At 56.5% G+C, this 21158-nt stretch carries 13 protein-coding genes; 6 read left to right on the top strand and 7 right to left on the bottom strand.

The window, feature by feature from the left end; genetic code table 11:
• Positions 1 to 3: 3 nt before the first annotated feature.
• The 4 genes from tuf to rpsL are packed head-to-tail and all read right to left on the bottom strand — an operon-like array spanning position 4 to position 4160.
• Positions 4 to 1197: an elongation factor Tu gene (gene tuf / locus EL361_RS01960; protein ID WP_126376003.1), complete on the bottom strand. Its 1194-nt coding sequence runs from the start codon at positions 1195 to 1197 to the stop codon at positions 4 to 6.
• Positions 1198 to 1210: 13 nt separating this feature from the next.
• Positions 1211 to 3280 (bottom strand): elongation factor G, encoded by a 2070-nt coding sequence (gene fusA, locus EL361_RS01955; protein ID WP_126376037.1) that lies wholly within the window; start codon positions 3278 to 3280, stop codon positions 1211 to 1213.
• Positions 3281 to 3296: 16 nt separating this feature from the next.
• Positions 3297 to 3767 (bottom strand): 30S ribosomal protein S7, encoded by a 471-nt coding sequence (gene rpsG, locus EL361_RS01950; protein ID WP_126376035.1) that lies wholly within the window; start codon positions 3765 to 3767, stop codon positions 3297 to 3299.
• 21 nt (positions 3768 to 3788) lie between these two features.
• Complete coding sequence (gene rpsL, locus EL361_RS01945; protein WP_126376033.1) at positions 3789 to 4160, bottom strand: 30S ribosomal protein S12; 372 nt, start codon at positions 4158 to 4160, stop codon at positions 3789 to 3791.
• Positions 4161 to 4600: 440 nt separating this feature from the next.
• Here rpsL and EL361_RS01940 point away from each other — a divergent pair, with 440 nt between their 5' ends.
• The 6 genes from EL361_RS01940 (at position 4601) to EL361_RS01915 (ending at position 11921) form a co-directional block, all read left to right on the top strand.
• Positions 4601 to 5020 carry an anti-sigma factor family protein gene (locus EL361_RS01940; RefSeq protein WP_172961588.1) on the top strand — a complete coding sequence of 140 codons (420 nt, stop codon included), beginning with the start codon at positions 4601 to 4603 and terminating at the stop codon, positions 5018 to 5020.
• Positions 5017 to 5463, top strand: a complete 447-nt coding sequence (locus tag EL361_RS01935) for a hypothetical protein (protein ID WP_126376029.1) — start codon at positions 5017 to 5019, stop codon at positions 5461 to 5463. Before EL361_RS01940 ends, EL361_RS01935 begins: the two co-directional genes overlap by 4 nt.
• Positions 5464 to 5477: 14 nt before the next feature.
• Positions 5478 to 6032 carry an RNA polymerase sigma factor gene (locus EL361_RS01930; RefSeq protein ID WP_126376027.1) on the top strand — a complete coding sequence of 185 codons (555 nt, stop codon included), beginning with the start codon at positions 5478 to 5480 and terminating at the stop codon, positions 6030 to 6032.
• 90 nt (positions 6033 to 6122) lie between these two features.
• Entirely contained in the window at positions 6123 to 7571 is a 1449-nt protein-coding gene (locus tag EL361_RS01925; protein WP_172961587.1) for an efflux transporter outer membrane subunit, read from the top strand.
• Positions 7571 to 8797, top strand: a complete 1227-nt coding sequence (locus EL361_RS01920) for an efflux RND transporter periplasmic adaptor subunit (RefSeq protein ID WP_126376023.1) — start codon at positions 7571 to 7573, stop codon at positions 8795 to 8797. The genes EL361_RS01925 and EL361_RS01920 overlap by 1 nt, the downstream gene beginning before the upstream one ends.
• Positions 8787 to 11921 (top strand): efflux RND transporter permease subunit, encoded by a 3135-nt coding sequence (locus EL361_RS01915; protein WP_232034849.1) that lies wholly within the window; start codon positions 8787 to 8789, stop codon positions 11919 to 11921. Before EL361_RS01920 ends, EL361_RS01915 begins: the two co-directional genes overlap by 11 nt.
• A 116-nt stretch (positions 11922 to 12037) precedes the next feature.
• Here the strand turns inward: EL361_RS01915 and rpoC are convergent, their stop codons facing one another.
• From rpoC to rplL, 3 genes are all read right to left on the bottom strand, one after another.
• Entirely contained in the window at positions 12038 to 16147 is a 4110-nt protein-coding gene (gene rpoC / locus EL361_RS01910; RefSeq protein ID WP_476698381.1) for a DNA-directed RNA polymerase subunit beta', read from the bottom strand.
• 140 nt (positions 16148 to 16287) lie between these two features.
• Positions 16288 to 20394, bottom strand: a complete 4107-nt coding sequence (gene rpoB / locus EL361_RS01905) for a DNA-directed RNA polymerase subunit beta (protein WP_126376019.1) — start codon at positions 20392 to 20394, stop codon at positions 16288 to 16290.
• Positions 20395 to 20736: 342 nt separating this feature from the next.
• Entirely contained in the window at positions 20737 to 21120 is a 384-nt protein-coding gene (gene rplL / locus EL361_RS01900) for a 50S ribosomal protein L7/L12 (RefSeq protein WP_126376017.1), read from the bottom strand.
• Positions 21121 to 21158 lie beyond the last annotated feature (38 nt).

The raw sequence follows: 21158 nt of genomic DNA, 5'->3' as shown, positions 1-21158 counted from the left end.
GACTTACTCCATGATCTCAGAGACAACACCAGCACCCACGGTACGGCCGCCTTCGCGAATTGCGAAGCGCAGGCCCTTTTCCATGGCCACAGGGTGAATCATCTCTACGATGAAGACAGCGTTATCGCCGGGCATGACCATCTCGACACCCTCTTCCAGAGCGATGACACCAGTGATGTCGGTCGTACGGAAGTAGAACTGGGGACGGTAGCCGGTGAAGAACGGAGTGTGACGACCGCCCTCTTCCTTGGACAGGACGTACACTTCGGCCTTGAACTTGGTATGGGGGTTGATGGACTTGGGAGCAGCCAGAACCTGACCACGCTCAACTTCATCACGCTTCACGCCGCGCAGCAGCACGCCCACGTTGTCGCCAGCCTGACCCTGGTCAAGCAGCTTGCGGAACATCTCGACGCCGGTGCAGGTGGTCTTCGTGGTATCTTTGATACCAACGATTTCCACTTCCTCACCGACCTTGACAATGCCGCGCTCAACACGACCGGTCACGACGGTGCCGCGGCCAGAGATGGAGAACACATCCTCGATGGGCATCAAGAAAGGCTTCTCGATGTCGCGCTCGGGCTCAGGGATGTAGCTGTCACAAGCGTCCAGCAGATCGAAGATCGGCTGACAAGCAGGATCGTCGAGGGTTTCGGCTTCCAGAGCCTTCAGAGCGGAGCCCTGAATGACCGGAATGTCGTCGCCGGGGAAGTCGTACTTGGAAAGCAGCTCGCGCACTTCCATCTCGACCAGCTCCAGCAGCTCTTCGTCGTCCACCAGGTCAACCTTGTTCAGGAAGACGACCAGAGAAGGCACACCAACCTGACGGGCGAGCAGGATGTGCTCACGAGTCTGAGGCATGGGGCCGTCGGTGGCGGCAACAACGATGATCGCGCCGTCCATCTGGGCAGCACCAGTGATCATGTTTTTGATGTAGTCGGCGTGACCGGGGCAGTCTACGTGAGCGTAGTGCCTGTTCTCGGTCTCGTACTCGACGTGAGCGGTGGCAATGGTGATGCCGCGCTCTTTCTCTTCGGGGGCCTTATCGATCTCGTCAAACGCTACGTATGCACCGCCGCCCTTCATGTTGGCGGTCTTGGTGATAGCTGCGGTCAGAGTGGTCTTACCGTGGTCAATGTGGCCGACGGTACCAATGTTAACGTGCGGCTTGGTGCGCTCGAATTTTGCTTTTCCCATGATTAGAACCCCCTTAGTTCTTCTTCATGATTTCTTCCGCCAGACTGGCAGGAACTTTCTCATAATGGTCGAACTGCATGGAGAAGGTAGCACGCCCCTGGGTCTTGGACCGCAGGTCGGTGGCGTATCCGAACATCTCGGACAGCGGCACCATGGCCTTGACTACCTGCGCGTTAGCGCGTGCTTCCATGCTGGAGACCCTTCCTCGGCGTGAGTTCAGGTCACCCATCACATCACCAAGGTATTCCTCGGGAGTGACGACCTCTACGGACATAATCGGCTCCAGCAATGCCGGGGAGGCTTTTCTCATCGCCTCTTTAATCGCCATGGATCCGGCGATGGCAAAGGCCTGCTCAGAAGAGTCGACCTCGTGGTAGGAACCGTAGACCAGCTTAACTTTCACATCGACGACCGGGTAACCAGCCATGATGCCGGAGTTAAGGGCGTCCTTGATGCCTTTATCTACAGCAGGGATGTATTCTTTCGGAATAACACCACCCTTGATTTCGTCGGAGAACTCGTAGCCCTTCTCAGAGTTGGGCTCGACTTCAATGACAACATGGGCGTACTGACCGCGACCACCAGACTGCTTGGCATACTTGTGGTCCATCTTGGTCGACTTGGTGATGGTCTCGCGATAGGCAACACGGGGTGCACCCACGTTGGCGTTCACGGAGAACTCACGAAGCAGACGGTCGACGATGATCTCGAGGTGCAACTCACCCATACCAGCGATCAGAGTCTGACCGGTTTCCTCGTCACCTTTGACGCGGAAGCTCGGATCCTCTTTAGCCAGCTTGTTCAAAGCATCGGACAAGGTGTCGCGGTCTGCTTTGGTCTTGGGCTCAATGGCAACCTCAATAACGGTGTCAGGGACGTCCATGGATTCGAGAACACACAGCTTGCCGGGCTCACACAGGGTGTCACCGGTAGCAGCGGTCTTCAGGCCAACAGCAGCGACGATGTCGCCAGCGCCAGCCCACTTGATGTCTTCACGCTTGTTGGCGTGCATCTTCAGCAGACGACCAATACGCTCTTTCTTGCCGGTGGCGGCGTTGATCACGGTCATACCGGATTCAACGTGACCGGAGTAGAGGCGCAGGAAGGTCAGGTGACCGACAAAGGGATCGGAGAACAACTTGAAGGCGAGGGCAGCCAAAGGCTTTTCGTCTTCACAGGGGCACTCGATCACTTCTTCGGTGTCAGGGTTGGTACCCTTCATCACCTCGATGTCAACCGGAGAAGGCAGGTAATCGACTACCGCGTCGAGCAGGGGCTGAACACCCTTGTTCTTGAAAGCAGAACCGCACAGCACCGGACACATGGTCAGGTTGATAACGGCCTTGCGCACACCGGCAATCAATTCCTCGGTGGTCAGTTCTTCACCACCCAGGTACTTCTCCAGAAGCTCATCGTCCACTTCGGCAATGGCTTCCAGCATGGCCATACGCATCTCGTCGAACTGATCCTGCATGTCAGCAGGAACATCCTCGGTGACGGGATCGGCGCCCATTTTCTGGTCGTCGAACAAAATGGCCTTGCCAAGGATCAGGTCGACAACGCCCTTGAACTCGTCTTCCGCGCCAATGGGAATCTGCAGCGGAACGGGGTTGGCACCAAGGCGATCCTTGAGCATGCCGACGCAACGGAAGAAGTCCGCGCCAATGCGGTCCATCTTGTTCACGAAGGCAATGCGGGGAACCTCGTAACGGTCAGCCTGACGCCAGACGGTCTCGGACTGAGGCTCAACACCGGCAACGGCGTCAAACACAGCCACAGCTCCGTCCAGAACGCGCAGAGCGCGCTCGACTTCCATAGTGAAGTCGACGTGGCCAGGGGTATCAATGATATTGACCCGGTGTTCACGCCAGTAGCAAGTGGTAGCGGCAGACGTAATCGTGATGCCGCGCTCCTGCTCCTGCTCCATCCAGTCCATAGTGGCCTGGCCGTCGTGAACTTCGCCAATCTTGTGCGAAACACCGGTGTAAAAGAGAATACGCTCGGTAGTCGTGGTCTTGCCCGCATCAATGTGGGCCATGATACCGATGTTTCTCTGCAGCGGAATGGGAACTACTCTGGACACAATCTACTCCAAAGACCTACCAGCGGTAATGAGCGAAAGCCTTGTTGGCTTCGGCCATCCGATGGGTGTCTTCCTTCTTCTTCACGGCACCGCCGCGATTGTTGTAGGCGTCCAGCAGCTCTCCTGACAGACGGGCGATCATGCCCTTTTCTCCTCTGCCTCGCGCATAGGAAATCAGCCAGCGAATAGCCAGGGCGACCTGACGATCCGGACGAACTTCCAGGGGCACCTGGTACGTGGCGCCACCAACGCGGCGGGACTTGACCTCAAGCATGGGCTTGATGTTGTCGATCGCCTTCTCGAATGCACGAATAGGATCTTCCTGGGACTTATCTGCCAGGATATCCAGGGCGCTGTAGAAGATGCGCTCGGCGGTGCTCTTCTTGCCATCCAGCATCAGCCGGTTGCAAAAACGGGCGGCCAGCACACTACGGTACTTCGGATCAGGCAGAATTTCTCTTTTGGGCACAGGGCCTTTTCTAGGCATAATTCAGATACTCCTAAAAAATTACTTGGGCCGCTTGGCGCCGTATTTGGAACGACCCTTACGGCGGTCCGCTACACCGGAGGTGTCCAGAGAGCCACGGATGATGTGATAACGCACACCGGGCAAGTCTTTCACACGACCGCCGCGGATCATCACCACGGAGTGCTCCTGCAGGTTGTGACCTTCACCAGGAATATAGGAAGTAACTTCCATCCCGTTGGTGAGGCGCACACGAGCCACCTTACGAAGAGCGGAGTTCGGCTTCTTCGGAGTGGTGGTGTACACGCGGGTACACACGCCACGACGCTGAGGACATTCCATCAGCGCAGGGGTCTTCTTGCGCTTGAGCTGCTTCACTCGTTTATTACGCACTAACTGATTGATGGTCGGCATTCATTTCCTCCACCGGTATTTGCGGCACATTTACGGGCGGTTGCCTCACCGCCTCATGCCTCAGAAAAACGCGTTTCTCGGTCCCGGAACTTCCGGCCGTTCGACGCCAGCCTAAACAGTATCAAAAACGGCAGGGGGAAGATTCCCCCTGCCGTTCTTAGCAGAGCTATCTTCCACTCTCAGAGGATCCCCAAGGAATCGTTAAGTAGTGGACGCCGACCCATTTGGGCCGGTATATTCAACCAAAGTCCGGGGTAAATATACTGCCGGGCTGAAGCTGTCAAGCACATCCTGCCTTTTTTTTCGATGCGCCACAAGGCCTCTCTCGGAATTTGTCCGTTCCTCTTTCCCGGTATTTTTTTTGCGCAGGTTTTTGCGTCCTCGTACGTTCCATCATATATGGACATTGTATGCCACACACAGTGGTCCAAGGAGAACTCATGAACTGTAAAAAAGCTGATCAGCATATACACGCCTGGCTGGATGGCGAGCTCGCCCCCAGCGAGGCCCGCAATCTCAAGGAGCATGTCCTGGAATGCACAGGCTGCCAGCAACGCCTCGACGAGTTGCAGCGGCTATATAATGATATTGGGGCCTTGCCCGGACCACCTCCGACACCGGACCTGATTGCATCCACCCTGCTTGCAGCACGCAACGTATCCATTGAAAAACCGGTTGGCTCATGGTGGTTAGCCTTACCCACACTCAACAAAGGACTGGGGATCACCGCCCTCGCCGCAGGGCTTCTGCTCGGTGTCTTTCTGTATACGGCCACGTTCTACAGCACGGCCATTGCCTCATCGACCACCAGCACCGATACCCTCTCCGTATTGATCGACGGACAAGGAGAATACCTGTGAAGCTCAGAACAAAACGTATCCTGATCCTGTTTTCCATATTCCTTAATATAGGGTTCATCGCCGCTGCAGCTCACCACGCCCTGTTCTTCACTGCCCCCGACAGGGGACACAATTTAGCAGTGCACCAGATCAACCAACTGAAAATCCCCGAATCCAAGCGTCGGATATTGCTTGAAGCAGAACTGCAACTCCACCAGGCCATGGGTGACTTCCACCAGAAGCGTGAATCCAACATGAACAAGCGAATGCTTGAACTGACCGGTATTGAGCCGCCTACCCTCCAACGCCTCGAAGCATTAACAGAACAGCAACTTCTTCTGCATCGCTACAAGATTGAGACTGCGACCACTTTCCTGTTGCGAATGAGAGAAGAAGTTGGCCCGGAGAAAACTCGCGAATTCATCGAGAACATGAAAGCCCATCGCCCCCAGATGCCCCACTAGGCTACAATCACAGAATGCTCTTCTTTAAAAACTACTCTTCCCTCGATGACGATCATCTGATGCTGCTTATTGCTGACGAGGATCATCGAGCCTTCCGGGAACTGCTGGAGCGACACCAGGGGTCCGTGCATGGCTTTGCCTTCCGCTTTCTGGGCGACGCCCACGAAGCGGCGGACGTGGCCCAGGAAACATTCCTGCGTATCTTTACCAATGCTGCCACCTACACTCCGGGCACCAGCTTCCGGGCTTGGGCCATGCGTATCGCCCGCAACCTGTGCCTGGACTACGTACGCAAGAAGAAACCACTACTTGTGGAACAACTTCCCGAACAGCCGGACCATGACACCCCCATGCACGCCGCCATCCGCCAGGAAACAGCCGACGCTCTGGCCCAGGCAGTACGCCGTCTGCCCGAATCACAACGGACCGCGCTCATCCTGCGGCACAACGAAGGCCTGCGCTACGATGAAATAGCCATGGCCATGGATGTCACGGTCTCGGCTGTGGAATCCCTGCTTGTCCGTGCCCGCAAAGCCCTGCGCTCCGTCCTCTCTCCCCTGTCCGCCTAGGACAAATTAAACAGAACTTTTTGCGCAGGTTTTGCGCACCCCAACCGTTCTTCCACCATGATCTCATCATCAACCGGAAGAACACCTCCCATGAAACACCTTCGCCTACTTCTCCTCACCTGCGTGACTCCCTTGGTAATACTCGCGGTGGGTTGTGCACCCTTTGCCCCTGAAAAACGCGATACGCTTTCAGCGGCACTACCTGCCCACTACTCCCTGTATTCACCTCTGGGCGAAGCTCCAGGGCAATGGTGGGAGCAATTCAATAGTGCACAACTGAACATGCTGGTGGACAAGGCCCTCTCCAGAGGCTTCACGTTGCGGCAGTACTGGGCACAACTCGAGCAATCCAGGGCATTGGCCAGACAGGCAGGAGCAGCGCTGACTCCGTCACTGAATGCCACGGGTGACACCGGACACACTCGCAGTTGGACCGAAACCCCTTCATCCGGGGCAGACTCTTTAACCCTGAGTGACTCCTACGGACTCGGACTTGCTGCTTCCTACGAACTTGATCTCTGGGGACGCCTTCGGGCCACCGCTCAGTCGGGACTCCTCGATGCCCAGGCATCACGCGAAGACTTGAATACTGCCGCTATCACCGTCGCCGGTGAGGTCAGCGAAGCCTGGTTGGATTTACTCGCCACTCGTGAACAGGTTCGCCTGGTGCGGAATCAGGTTGCCACCAACGAGCAAATCCTGAGCGTTCAGCAATTGCTTTTCGCTGCTTCCCAGGCCTCGGCTCTGGACATTCTGCAACAACAGCAAACCCTGGCAGCAACCAAGGCCCTGCTCCCTCCACTCAAAACCCAGGAACGAACAACCCTCAACGAGTTAGCCATACTGACAGGTCAGATGCCTGGCAGCCTGCAGTTGCCCCAGAGTTCCGCCCTACCCGATCTACCCACCCCACCCAAAACGGGATTTCCTGCCGATCTTCTGGCCTCACGCCCGGATATTCGCTCTGCAGGTCTGGCTCTTGAGTCTGCCGATTGGCAAATCGCCACCGCCCGCGCTGACCGTCTGCCCGATCTGACTCTCAGTGCTTCCGCAGATTACGGAGGAAACACACTGGAAAATCTGTTTGATGCCTGGAGCCTTAATCTGGCCTCCAGTCTGGTCTTCCCGCTGCTCGACGGTGGAACACGCGCGGCCGAGGTTGATCGCACCCGCGCTCTGGCTCAGGAGCGATTGGCTGCCTACGAGGAAACCGTCTTCACCGCCATTCAGGAAGTTGAGGATGCGCTGGTGACCGAATCCGGGCAACAAGACTACCTTCTGGCACTAGGCAAGCAACTCACAGCCGCCCGTCTGGCCAAGGAGGAAGCGCACCGACGCTATTTGAACGGCGTGGACGATTATCTTTCCATGCTTAATGCGCTAACCACCGTTCAGACTCTGGAACGCACACTGATTCAGGAAAAAACCGACCTCCTCAAGAACCGCATCACCCTCTATCGGGCTCTAGGTACTGACTGGGCAGACAAACTCACCCCAACGGGCCTCATTCTCACCAATATCACAAGGAAACACTCGTGATGAACAATACACATAAAGCCACCTCCTCCCGGCGTTGGCTGACCATTGGAATGCCCCTGTTACTCCTTCTTGGCGGAGCGGCCATTGCTGCCTCACTGCTCTTTTCTCGGCCCTCTGCAGGTCGAGGCCGAGCCGCTGGCGTAACCCCAACCCTGGTCGAAACCATATCAGCCAAAGCCGAAGATCGGCCCATCAGCATCGAGGTCATGGGAACCGTCAGTGCCGCCCGTGAAATCGAACTACGCGCCAGGGTGTCCGGTCACGTCCAAAAGCTTTCGGAATCCTTCACCCCTGGCGGTCTCCTGCAATCCGGTGAAATCGCCCTGAAACTGGATGATACCGACTACCGTCTGGCTTTACGCCAAGCCCAGAACGAAGTCATACGTACCCGGGCCGACCTGGACCTGGAGAGAGGTCAGCAACAAGTGGCCAAAGCTCAGTTGGAGCTGCTCTCCCTCTCCTCCGACACCGCAGTGAATGAAACGTCTCTTGCCCTGCGAGAACCGCAACTGGCTCAAGCCGAGGCAGATCTGGACGACGCCGAGGCAGCTCTGGAAGTGGCCCGGCTGAACCTTGAACGCAGCCAGGTGAAAGCCCCCTTCAACGCGCTGGTCACCGAGCGTTCGGTAAACCTCGGTTCCGACATCTCAACCACCGACACTCTGGGTACTCTGGTCGGCACCGATGAATACTGGATCGAAGCCGCTGTTCCGGTCTCCCAGTTGCGCTGGATCATTTTCTCCACTTCCCAAACTCCTGGCAGTGCTGTGCAGATCGAGAGCAAAACCAGTCAGGCCAGCCGTTCCGGTCATGTCCTGCGCCGCATTGGAGAACTGGTGGAATCCAGCCGCATGGCCCGGGTTTTGATCAGCATTCCTGATCCGATGGGATTGCGGGATGGAAACCAGCCACTGGTACTCAACGAATACGTCACGGCACACATCACCGGCCCAACTGTTTCCAATGTAATCGCCCTGCCCCGGCAGGCCCTGCGTGATGGCACTTCCGTTTGGATTGCCAACGGCAATACCCTGAACATCCGCCCTGTCAACGTAACCTGGAGCGACCGCAATACTGTCTTCATCACCTCTGGCCTGCAGACAGGTGAACAGGTGGTCACCACCGACATCGCTTCACCAATTCAGGGCATGACACTGCACGTTCAGGTAAAGACCGATGACGCTATGGCCTCCGAAAACATCAGGGAGAGCCGTCATGATGGATAATAGCAAAGGGCCCATTGCCTGGATGGCAGGCAATTCCGTAGCCTCCAACCTGATCATGTTGATCTGCCTGATCGGTGGCTTGATCATGGCCACCATGATCAAGCAGGAGGTCTTCCCCGAGTTTTCCGAAGACCAGGTCAGCATCAGAGTTGCCTACTCCGGTGCCAGCCCCGAAGAGGTGGAGCAGGGCATTATCCTGGCCATCGAAGACGCCGTACAGGGATTGGACGGTGTGGATGAAATCGACTCCACAGCCAGTGAAGGTTCAGCCAGCGTCACCATCACAGCCCAGGAAGGGGCGGACATCTCCAAGCTGACCCAGGACGTGAAAAGCGAAGTAGATGGCATCTCCACCTTTCCCGACGAAGCCGAAGACCCGGTTATCAGCGAAAACACCCACAGCCGCGAGGTCGTAAGCCTTGCTGTCTACGGCGAGCAGACCGAACTTGTCTTACGTGACAAGGCTGACGAACTCAGGGACATGCTGCTCCAGTCACCCGATATCACCATCGTGGAATTCAAAGGAGTGCGCGATCATGAAGTGCACGTCGAGATCGCCCAGGCACAGCTTCGACGGTATGGCCTGACCCTCGAACACGTGGCCGACACCATCGCCGCAGCAGCGGTGGAAACACCGGGGGGCACCATCCGCACCAAAGGCGGTGACGTCCTGGTCCGTGTCAAGGAACGCCGCGACTGGGCTTGGGAATTCGGACGTATCCCGCTCATTTCCACCGAGGACGGTTCGCAGGTTCTGGTCCAGGACATTGCCACTGTGCGGGAAGACTTCGAGGATTCCAACAACTATGCGGTTTATAATGGCCAGACCACGGTGGGATTGGATGTGTACCGTGTTGGTGACCAGACCCCGGGTCAGGTCTCCGATGCCACAATGAACATTGTCGAGCAATTCAAGGCATCGGCCCCGGAGGGGCTGGATGTGGCTGTGCTCAGGGACATGTCGGACACCTTCAACCAGCGGGCCGAGTTGCTGCTCAAAAACGCCTGGATGGGGTTGATCCTGGTCTTCATTCTGTTGGCACTGTTCCTGGAGATTCGCGTTGCGTTCTGGGTCAGCCTGGGCATCCCGATCTCATTTCTCGGGGCTTTCCTGTTTCTGCCTTCCATGGATCTGTCCATCAACATGATTTCCATGTTCGCCTTCATCGTTGCCCTGGGAATCGTGGTGGACGACGCCATCGTGGTGGGCGAAAACATCCACGCCCGTCGCGAAGAGGGAATGCCTCCTTTGAAAGCGGCCATCATCGGTGCCAAAGAAATGGCCATGCCCGTGACCTTTGCGGTGCTGACCAATGTAGCTGCTTTCGCACCGCTACTTTTCGTACCAGGTGTTCCCGGCAAAATATTCAGGAACATCCCCATCGTCGTCATCACGGTCTTTTTGATCTCGCTGGTGGAGAGTCTGTTCGTCCTGCCCGCACACATGGCTCACACAAAGCATTCCGCCACTCACAGCACGAATCGTTTGGCGCGCTGGCATACGAACTTCCAAAAGAAGTTTGATGCCTTTGTTATCAATCGCTATGGCCCCTTGCTGCGGGCTGCCCTCAAATACCGTTACGCCGTTGTTGCGGGCGGACTGGCCCTGTTGCTGATCGTCGGCGCCTATGCAGGCAGCGGACGGATGGGCTTCACCCTGTTCCCCAAAACCGAGTCCGATCTGGGCTATTGTGAAGCAACCCTGCCGTACGGGTCACCAGCCTCCCGGCTGGAAGAAGTGCGACAATACCTGACCACAGTGGCCGAGGCGGTCGCCATAGATAACGGAGGGCAGGCCCTGGTCAAATCAGTTTTCTCCGTGGTTTCGGATAATACCGTTTCCTTGAGGGTCTACCTCACCGATGCCGACGCCCGCCCTATCAGCACCGCTGCGTTCATCAATCAGTGGCGCCAACGCAGTGGAGAAATCCCCGGGCTGGAAAACCTGACCTTCAAATCCGACAAGGGAGGGCCCGGCTCGGACCCTGCGGTCAATGTAGAACTTTCGCATCGCAACACCGAAACCCTCAATGCTGCTGGACAGACTCTGGCTCTTGAACTGTCCAAATTTGGTGGTGCATCGGACATCGATGACGGTTCGGCCGACGGAAAGCAGCAGTTGGATTTTCATATGCTGCCTGCTGGCCTCGCCGCCGGGTTGACGGCCGCCGACGTTGCATCCCAGGTGCGTAGCGCCTTCTATGGTGCAAAAGCCCTGGCTCAGCAACGCGGTCGCAACGAAATCACAGTGCGAACGCTTTTGCCCAAGGCCGAGCGCGCCACCGAATATTCCCTGGAAAACATGATTCTGCGCACTCCTGACGGAAGCGAAATTCCGTTAACTGAAGCCGTCAGCATTGAACGAGGGCGAGCCTACACCCAGATCACCCGCCATCAAGGTCGCCGAACCATCGAGGTCACAGCCGAGGTTCAACCCACAGCCCAGGCGACCCTGGTCCTGCAAAGCCTGAAGAGTGATGTCCTGCCTCGTCTGATGAAGTCGGTACCGGGCCTTGCCTGGAGTTTCGAAGGCCGTCAGGCCGACATGACCGAAAGTATGCAGAGTCTTGTAGTCGGACTGCTTCTTGCCCTGCTAGTCGTCTATGCCCTATTGGCCATCCCCTTCGGGAGTTACACGCAGCCGCTGATCATCATGGTCTGCATCCCCTTCGGTGTGGTGGGAGCCATTCTTGGGCATCTGCTCATGGGCTATGCCCTGTGCATCCCCAGCATGTTCGGCATCGTGGCCCTGTCTGGGGTGGTGGTGAACGATTCCCTAGTCTTCATCAATACCGCAAATAGCAACAGCGAGCAGGGGCAAAACGCCTTTGAAGCCGCGACAGCGGCGGGCTTAACGCGGTTCCGCCCCATCATGCTGACCACGCTCACCACCTTCTTCGGCCTGATGCCCATGCTTCTGGAAACCTCGCGTCAAGCTCGTTTCATGATCCCTATGGCCATCTCTCTTGGGTTTGGCATTCTGTTCGCCACGGCCATTACCCTGTGCCTGGTCCCCAGCCTGTATTGCATTCTGGATGATGCAACCAAGAGCATTCGTACCTATTTCAACGGCGTCACTCCCCCCTCCCCATCCAGCGCCGTTGATAAACAAACCCTGCCGTAATATTCGGCAGGGTTCAGACGTGGATAGCGCCGGTGGCAGTGGGCCACCGGCGCTTCTTTTAGGCCAAAAAAAGGGACCGCCAAAGCGGTCCCTATATCTTGTCTTATCTGCCTCTTCTAGGAAGAAGAGGAGCTATGCAACAGGAGCGGGTCTTCCTGAAGTTCCTCAAGGAACTTGTCAGGACGCTCAAGCTGCTCAGGCACATCGATGGGGCAGTCCATATAGCGGCGGTAACCAGTACCAGCCGGAATCAGACGGCCAACGATGACGTTTTCCTTCAAGCCGCGCAGGGAGTCTTCCTTGCCCTTGAGTGCCGCCTCGGTCAGAACCTTGGTGGTCTCCTGGAAGGAGGCTGCGGAGATGAAGGAGTCCGTGGTCAGAGAGGCCTGGGTGATACCCAGCACCAGCGGCTGTGCCACGGCGGGCTTGCGCCCTTCCTTCACGGCCTTGGCGTTCTCAACCATGAAGCGATATTTATCCACCTGCTCAGCGTTCAGGAAGCTCGTCTCACCCGGATAGGTGATCATGACCTTCTTGAGCATCTGGCGCACGATGATCTCGATGTGTTTGTCGTTGATTCCAACGCCCTGGAAACGGTACACAGCCTGCACCTCTTCCACGAGATAGTTGGCCAGGAACTTCTCACCCTTGATCTTCAGGATGTCGGCCAGCTCGGCGTTGCCTTCGGTCAGCATTTCGCCAGCTTCCACGAAGTCACCTTCGGTCACCGTGATATGGCGACCCTTGGGAATGAGGTATTCCCTAGGTTCACCAGTCTCAGGAGTAACGATGATCTTGCGCTTACCCTTGGTGTCAGGACCGTACGAGCAGATACCATCGATCTCGGAGACGACGCCCTGGTCCTTGGGCTTACGCACCTCGAACAACTCGGCGACTCGCGGCAGACCACCGACGATGTCTTTGGTCTTGGAAGTCTCACGAGGTTTACGAGCGATGATGTCACCGGCCTTGACCTCGTCACCGTCGCGCACCATGAGAATGGCGCCAACCGGCAGCGGGAACGTAGCCACGTTAGCCGAAGAGCCGGGACGGGGCTTGGGTTCGCCATTTTCATCCACCACGGAGATGGAAGGCTTCAGGTTGGTGGTGCGATATTCCATGATCGTCTGCGACGTACGGTTGGTCGTCTCGTCAACGTTGTCCTGATAGGTCTTGCCTTCAATCAGGTCGTTGAACTTGAGGGTACCATCGACGTCAGAAACGAAGGGTTCGTTGAACGGGTCCCACTCGGCAATCAGGTCGCCCTTCTTGACTTCCTGACCGGCAGTGACATGCAGAATGGCACCAGAAGGCAGCACGTACTTTTCGCGCTCGCGACCCTCGTCATCCACGACACCAACCTGGCCGGACTTACCCATGACCAGATGCAGTCCCTTGGAGTTCTTGACCATCTTGCAACGAGACAAGGTGACTCGACCGGGATGCTGCGCCACGTGGTTCGACTGCTCGACTTCCTTGGAAGCCGTACCACCAATGTGGAAGGTACGCATTGTCAGCTGGGTACCAGGTTCACCGATGGACTGAGCAGCGATGATACCCACCGTCTCACCAACGTTGACCAGGTGCCCACGGGCAAGGTCACGACCGTAACAGGCCGCGCACACACCGTGCTGGCAGTGGCAGGTCAGCGCAGAACGGATGCTCACGCTGGTCACACCACAACCCTCAATGGCCCGTGCGTATTGCTCATCGATGATCACGCCGCGAGGAACGACTTCCTCTCCGGTCTCCGGATGGATGACCGGGTGCAGAGTCGTACGACCCAGTACACGGGCAGAGAGTCTTTCCTTGATATCACCGGCTTGAATCAGGTCGGTCATCTCAAGGCCGTCAACAGTGCCGCAGTCCAGTTCCGTAACGGTCACGTCCTGGGCCACGTCAACCAGACGACGGGTCAGATAACCTGAGTTCGCGGTCTTCAGCGCGGTATCCGCGAGACCCTTACGAGCACCGTGAGTGGAGATGAAGTACTGCAGTACCGACAGACCTTCACGGAAGCTTGAAGTAATGGGGGTCTCGATGATTTCGCCGGAAGGCTTGGCCATCAGGCCTCGCATACCAGCCAGCTGTCTCATCTGGTCCACGTTGCCTCGAGCGCCCGAGTTGGCCATCATGAAGATCGGGTTGAAACTGGTGTTCTCCTCGGTCTTCCCGGTCACGGGGTCAGTGATGATGTCCACAGACATGGAGTGCATCATCTCATGAGAGACATCGTTGGTGGCCTTGGTCCAGACGTCGATGACCTTGTTGTATTTCTCAGTACGGGTAATGATACCGTCCTGATACTGTTTCTCGATGGCCTCCACCTCTTCGGTGGAATCCTTGAGAATGGTCTTCTTGCGTTCAGGGATGCGCAGATCGGGCACACCGACGGTAACACCGGCGCGGGTAGCGTACTCGTAACCCAGGTCTTTGATCTTGTCGCAAAGAATGACCGTGGCCTTGGTGCCGGCAAGACGGTAGGTCTCACCCACAAGGCGCTTGATGTTGCCCTTGTCCAGCAAGCAGTTGACCAGGTCAAAGGGCACTTCCGGCGGCAGCAGCTCGCTGACCAGAACGCGACCAGGGGTGGTCTTCACCAACTGACCATCCATGCGCACTTCAACGCGGGCGTGCAGAGACACGGCCTCGGCGTCCAGAGCGGCAATGACTTCCCACTTATCGGAGAACTTCTTGCCTTCGCCCTGTTCAAAGGAACGCTTGGAGGTCAGGTAGTACAGACCCAGCACGATATCCTGCGAAGGAACAATGATGGGAGTACCGTTGGCCGGAGACAGAATGTTGTTGGTACTCATGAGCAGTACGCGGCATTCGATCTGGGCCTCGATGGACAGGGGAACGTGCACGGCCATCTGGTCACCGTCGAAGTCCGCGTTGTAGGCGGAGCAGACGAGCGGGTGCAGCTGGATGGCCTTGCCTTCAACCAGGGTCGGCTCAAAGGCCTGGATACCGAGGCGGTGAAGGGTCGGAGCACGGTTCAAAAGGATCGGGTACTCACGGACAACCTCTTCAAGGATATCCCAGACCACCAGATCTTCACGTTCAACCATCTTCTTGGCGCTCTTGATGGTAGTGGCCAACTCCCTCTGCTCCAACTTGGAGTAGATGAAGGGCTTGAACAACTCCAGAGCCATCTTCTTGGGAAGACCGCACTGGTGCAGTTTAAGCTTGGGACCAACCACGATAACGGAACGACCGGAGTAGTCGACACGTTTACCCAGCAAGTTCTGACGGAAACGACCCTGCTTACCCTTGATCATGTCTGACAAGGATTTCAGGGGGCGTCCGTTAGTGCCGGTGATGGCGCGGCCACGGCGACCGTTGTCGAACAGAGCGTCAACGGCTTCCTGCAGCATGCGCTTTTCGTTACGGATAATGATATCCGGCGCGCCCAGCTCCAACAGTCTTTTCAGACGGTTGTTGCGGTTGATGACACGGCGGTACAGGTCGTTCAGGTCCGAAGTGGCGAAGCGACCGCCGTCCAACGGAACCAGAGGACGAAGCTCGGGCGGAATGACCGGAATCACTTCCATGATCATCCACTCGGGCTTGTTGCCGGAATCAATAAAGGCTTCCACGATCTTCAGACGCTTGGTGAGCTTCTTTTTCTTGGTCTGGGAGCGGGTGGTCAGGGACTCCTCACGGAGATTGATCCTCAGCTCTTCAAGATTCAGCTCTTCCAGCAGGCCACGAATGGCCTCTGCGCCCATGCCCACGTTCACGGCTTCTTCGCCGTAGTGGTCCATGACCTGGTAGTATTGCTCCTCGGAGATGATCTGGTTCAACTGCAGGCTGGTATCGCCCGGGTCCAGAACAATGAAGGAGTCGAAGTACAGAACCTTTTCGAGATCGGACATTGTCATGTCGAGCAGGGTGCCGATCTTGGAAGGCAAGGTCTTCAGGAACCAGATGTGTGCCACGGGTGCAGCCAGTTCCACATGGCCCATGCGCTCGCGCCGGACCTTGGAAGCAATGACTTCAACTCCGCATTTCTCACACACAATACCACGGTGCTTCATGCGCTTGTATTTACCGCAGTTGCACTCGTAGTCCTTCACGGGCCCGAAAATCTTAGCGCAGAACAGTCCATCGCGCTCGGGCTTGAAGGTCCGGTAGTTAATGGTCTCGGGCTTCTTGACCTCGCCAAAAGACCATTCCCGAATTTGCTCGGGCGATGCCAGGGCGATCTTCATGGACTTTAACATCCTGCTGCCCTGGGTGGCCATCGAAGGGCCTCTGACTGCGAACAGATCATCAAGAGACATTGATCTACCTCGCGAAACGTTATGCGTTCAATATCTTTTCCGCCGGGCGACCAAGCCGCCCGGCGGGAGCGTTTACCAATCTACTGGCGGAACCGGGGTCTGCCGGTTGCGCCCTCTTCGTAATTGAGCTGCACATCCAGCCCCAGAGCCATCAGTTCCTTGATCAGAACGTTGAATGACTCGGGCAGACCGGCTTCGAGGAAGTTTTCGCCCTTGACGATCTTCTCGTACATCTTCACACGGCCCTGCACATCGTCGGATTTGACGGTCAGGAACTCCTGGAGAAGATACGCCGCGCCGTAGGCCTCAAGGGCCCAGACTTCCATTTCACCCAAACGCTGACCACCGAACTGAGCCTTACCACCCAGCGGCTGCTGAGTAACGAGACTGTAAGGACCGGTGGAACGTGCGTGAATCTTTTCGTCAACCAAGTGGTGCAGTTTGAGCATGTACATGATGCCCACGGTGACCCGATTATGGAAGGGCACACCGGTACGGCCATCATAAAGGACGGATTTTCCGTCGCTATCCATGCCAGCCTGCTCCAGCCAGTTCCAGATCTCGCCCTCGACTGCGCCGTCAAAGACAGGGGTCTTGGCCACTACGCCGCGGCGCAGCTTCTTGGCCATGTCCACCACTTCTTCGTCAGACAGGTCGTCGATGACCTTATCGGTCTCGGGCGAGTTGTAGATGGCCTTGATATCCCTGCGGACATCCTTCAGGTGCTCACCGCTGTCGATCATCTCGGCAATCTTGCGGCCGAGCATGGCACAGCCCAGACCAAGGTGAATTTCCATGACCTGACCGATGTTCATACGAGAAGGAACACCCAAGGGGTTCAGCACGATGTCCACCGGGGTTCCGTCCGCGAAGAACGGCATGTCTTCGGCAGGCAGGATATTGGAAACAACACCCTTGTTACCGTGACGTCCGGCCATTTTGTCACCCACGCTGAGCTTACGCTTCACAGCAAGGTAGACCTTGACCATCTTGATCACGCCCGGAGGCAGATCGTCGCCTTCGGTGACCTTACCACGCTTGACCTCGTAGATATCTTTGATGAAACGAACCTGACGCTCGTAGTCATCAAGGAACTCTTTGACCTCGTCGTTGACGCTCTTGGCCTTGAACAGACCGCCAAGCTTCTTGACGGGAATCTCGGAGAAGACATCCTCCTGCAAGGTGGCACCGGCTTCAGCCAGGACTTCGCCCTTTCTCTTGCCAGCAACGGATGACGCCAACTGTTTACCCTGGACAACATCCCACATCTTGCGGCGGATGCTGTTACCCAAGGCGGCAACATGTTGCAGTTCCTTGCGGTCGAGGGAAGCAAGCTCCAGATCCTCGATCTCTTTGGTGCGGTCATCCTTATCGCCGGAACGACGGTTGAAGACCTTGACGTCAATGACCGTCCCCTCGATTCCCGGCGGAACCTTGAGGGAGGTATTCTTTACGTCGCGAGCCTTGTCACCAAAGATGGCGCGCAGGAGCTTTTCTTCAGGAGTCAGCTGAGTCTCACCCTTGGGAGTGATTTTGCCGACCAGAATATCATCGGGGGCCACGTTGGCACCGATGCGAATGATACCCGATTCGTCGAGGTTGCGGAGCATATCCTCGCCGACGTTGGGGATATCACGTGTGACTTCTTCGGGTCCGAGCTTGGTGTCACGGGCGACGAGTTCAAACTCCTCGATGTGAACCGAGGTGTAGACGTCTTCCTTGACCATGCGCTCGGAGATGAGGATGGAGTCCTCAAAGTTATAACCACACCAAGGCATGAAGGCGACCATCAGGTTCTTGCCCAAGGCAAGCTCGCCGTTCTCAATGCTCGGTCCGTCGGCCAGAACTTCACCCTTCACGACTCTCTGCCCAGGCTTGACCCGGGGCTTCTGTCCGAAGCAGCTATTCTGGTTCGACTTGTGGTGCTTGACCATGTCGTAGCTTTTCACGCCACCAGCAGGCTTGGCCACACCTTCGTCGTAGGCCACAACGATCTTGTCGGCATCGACAAACTCGATGACGCCATCGTTGGTAGCCAGCAGGCAGGCGCCGGAGTCCCGCGCAACGGATCCTTCCATCCCGGTACCCACCAGGGGCATATGGGACTCGAGGAGCGGCACGGCCTGGCGCTGCATGTTGGAGCCCATGAGCGCGCGGTTGGCGTCATCATGCTCCAGGAAGGGAATCAATGCTGCGGAGATGGACACAATCTGACTGGGCGAGATGTCCATCATGGTCACGTCTTCATTGGGGACCAACTGCGGGTCACCATTGATACGGGCGTTGACCATGGGATTGATAAAGCCCTTGGTTTCATCCAGCGGCGCATTGGCCTGCGCGATGACTTCGCTCGCCTCCATGGAGGCATCGAGGTAACGCACATCGTCAGTAACCTTGCCATCGGTGACCACGCGGTATGGCGACTCGATGAAACCGAAGTCGTTGACCTTGGAATGTGTGGTCAGGGACACGATCAGACCAATGTTCGGTCCTTCAGGCGTCTCAATGGGGCAGATACGACCGTAGTGAGAAACGTGCACGTCGCGAACTTCGAATCCTGCTCGCTCACGGGTCAGGCCACCGGGTCCGAGTGCGGACAGGCGACGCTTGTGAGTGACCTCGGAGAGCGGGTTGGTCTGGTCCATGAACTGAGACAACTGCGAAGTTCCGAAGAACTCCTTCAAGACAGCTGCAACCGGCTTGGGGTTGATCAGATCATGGGGCATCAGAGTCGCCACTTCCTGGAGGCTCATGCGCTCCTTGATGGCTCGCTCCATACGCACCAGGCCGATGCGATACTGGTTCTCGACCAGTTCACCGACAGGACGCACGCGGCGGTTGCCGAGATGATCGATGTCGTCAGCGGGTCCACGAGAGTCCTTCAACTGCACAAGCAGTTTGATGGCTCGCAGGATGTCCTGGTTGGTCAGAGTCCTGTTATCCAGGGGCTCGTCCAGGCCCAGACGCGAATTGAGCTTATAACGCCCAACACTCGACAGGTCATAGTAATCGGGGTTGCGGAACAGGTTCTCAAAGAACGTGGACGCGATCTCGGGAGTCGGAGGCGAGCTGGGGCGCAGGCGACGATAAATCTCGACCTGGGCAGAAGCGGTGTCCGTGGTCTTGTCGAGCATCAAGGTGTCACGAATGGAGGAGGAAACCTCGGCTCCACGAGTGTACAGCATCTCAATCTCGGTGACCTTGGCAGCCTCCAACTTCTCGATCAGTTCATGGGACATGACCTCGCCAGCATCGGCCAGGACTTCGCCACTCTTCTTGTCCACAATCTCAACGGCCAGGAACATGGTCTCCAGGCCTGCGGGATCGACTTCATGCTCGGTCACGCCATCTTTGAGCATCTTCTTGAACAGACGCTTAGTGATGGGTTTGCCCTGGGTGGCGATGATTTCGCCATCCGAGCCCGCCACATCAACGAACGCAACTTCTTTGCAGAAGCGGTCAGCATCAAGCTGGCGCAGAACGCGTCCCTTCTCCAGTCGATATTTCTCCGTGTCGTAGAAGTAGGAGAGAATCTCGGCCTTGGACATGCCCATGGCCTTATAGAGGATAGTGGACGGCATCTTGCGGCGGCGGTCGATACGCACATGCAGAATGTCTTTGTGGTCAAAGTCAAAGTCCAGCCAGGACCCACGCATGGGAATGATACGGCAGGAATAGAGAACTCGACCGGAAGAATGCGATTTACCGGAATCATGCTCAAAGATGATACCGGGTGAACGCTGGAGCTGGTTAACAATGACACGCTCAGTTCCGTTAACGATGAACGTTCCCTTGTCCGTCATCAACGAAATGGTGCCAAAGTAGATATCCTGCTCTTTGATATCACGGATGGTACGGTTTTCTGTTTCCTCGTCCACATCGTAGACAACAAGCCGCACAGTGATACGCACAGGAGCTTCGAAGGTCAGCCCCTTTGCAATGCACTCGGCCTCGTCGTACTTCGGCGGGCTAATGTCGTAGCTGACGTACTCAAGGCTTGCGGTTTTATTGAAGTCCTCAATGGGAAACACGGACCGGAACACGCCTTCGAGACCTTCGTCTTTCCTACTGGCAGGCGGACAATCAAGCTGCAGAAAGCGCTTGTAGGAATCCACCTGAAGATTCAGCAGGTGCGGTACGGTGTGGTTCGAGGCGATCTTGCCGAAATGTTTGAAAAGTTGGACCATTTCTCCCTCACAGACGAGAAATTATACCAAAAAAGCAGACTCGACCCTTAGTCGGTCTACCCGATCGCTTAGGCAACTAATATCTTCCAACAAAAAAGGGTAAACGCCCAGCAGTGGGGCGCCAAGAAGGACGCACCGCACCTCATGCGGCGCAACGGGTGGGAAGGACCATGCAACAGCTTCATTATATAAATAGCGTATAGGAGACTACGACACGAAGAGGGTAGTCATAGCCAAAGAAGAAAACTTGCGCAAGCAAAAAATGCATTAAGTAGAAAAAAAAAGAGCGCGATGCACAAAAAGGACATCGCGCTCCCGAATAAGCAAGAGTTCAAAAAGAAGCTACTTAACTTCGCACTCGGCGCCAGCTTCTTCGATCTGCTTCTTGGCTTCTTCGGCCTCGTCCTTGGAGACGGCTTCCTTCAGGGTAGAAGGCAGCTCGTCAACCTTGGCTTTGGCTTCTTTGAGGCCCAAACCGGTGATGGCGCGGACAGCCTTGATGCAGGCGATCTTGTTGCCACCAGCAGCGGTCAGCACAACGTCAAACTCGGTCTTCTCTTCTTCAGCGGCAGCAGCTTCACCGGCAGGCATGGCAGCCATGGCCATGGCGGGGGCAGCAGCGGAAACGCCGAACTTCTCTTCGAGCTCAGAGATAAACTCGGAGAGCTCGAGGACGGTCATATTGGAAATAAACTCTACAACCTGATCTTTGGTGATGTCAGCCATTTGAAATTCCTCCTAGAAACTTTGGCTCATGCACAATG

The organism is Desulfovibrio ferrophilus, assembly GCF_003966735.1.
Classification (GTDB): Bacteria; Desulfobacterota; Desulfovibrionia; order Desulfovibrionales; family Desulfovibrionaceae; genus Desulfovibrio_Q; species Desulfovibrio_Q ferrophilus.
This window is presented reverse-complemented; position numbering and strand designations above follow the sequence as displayed.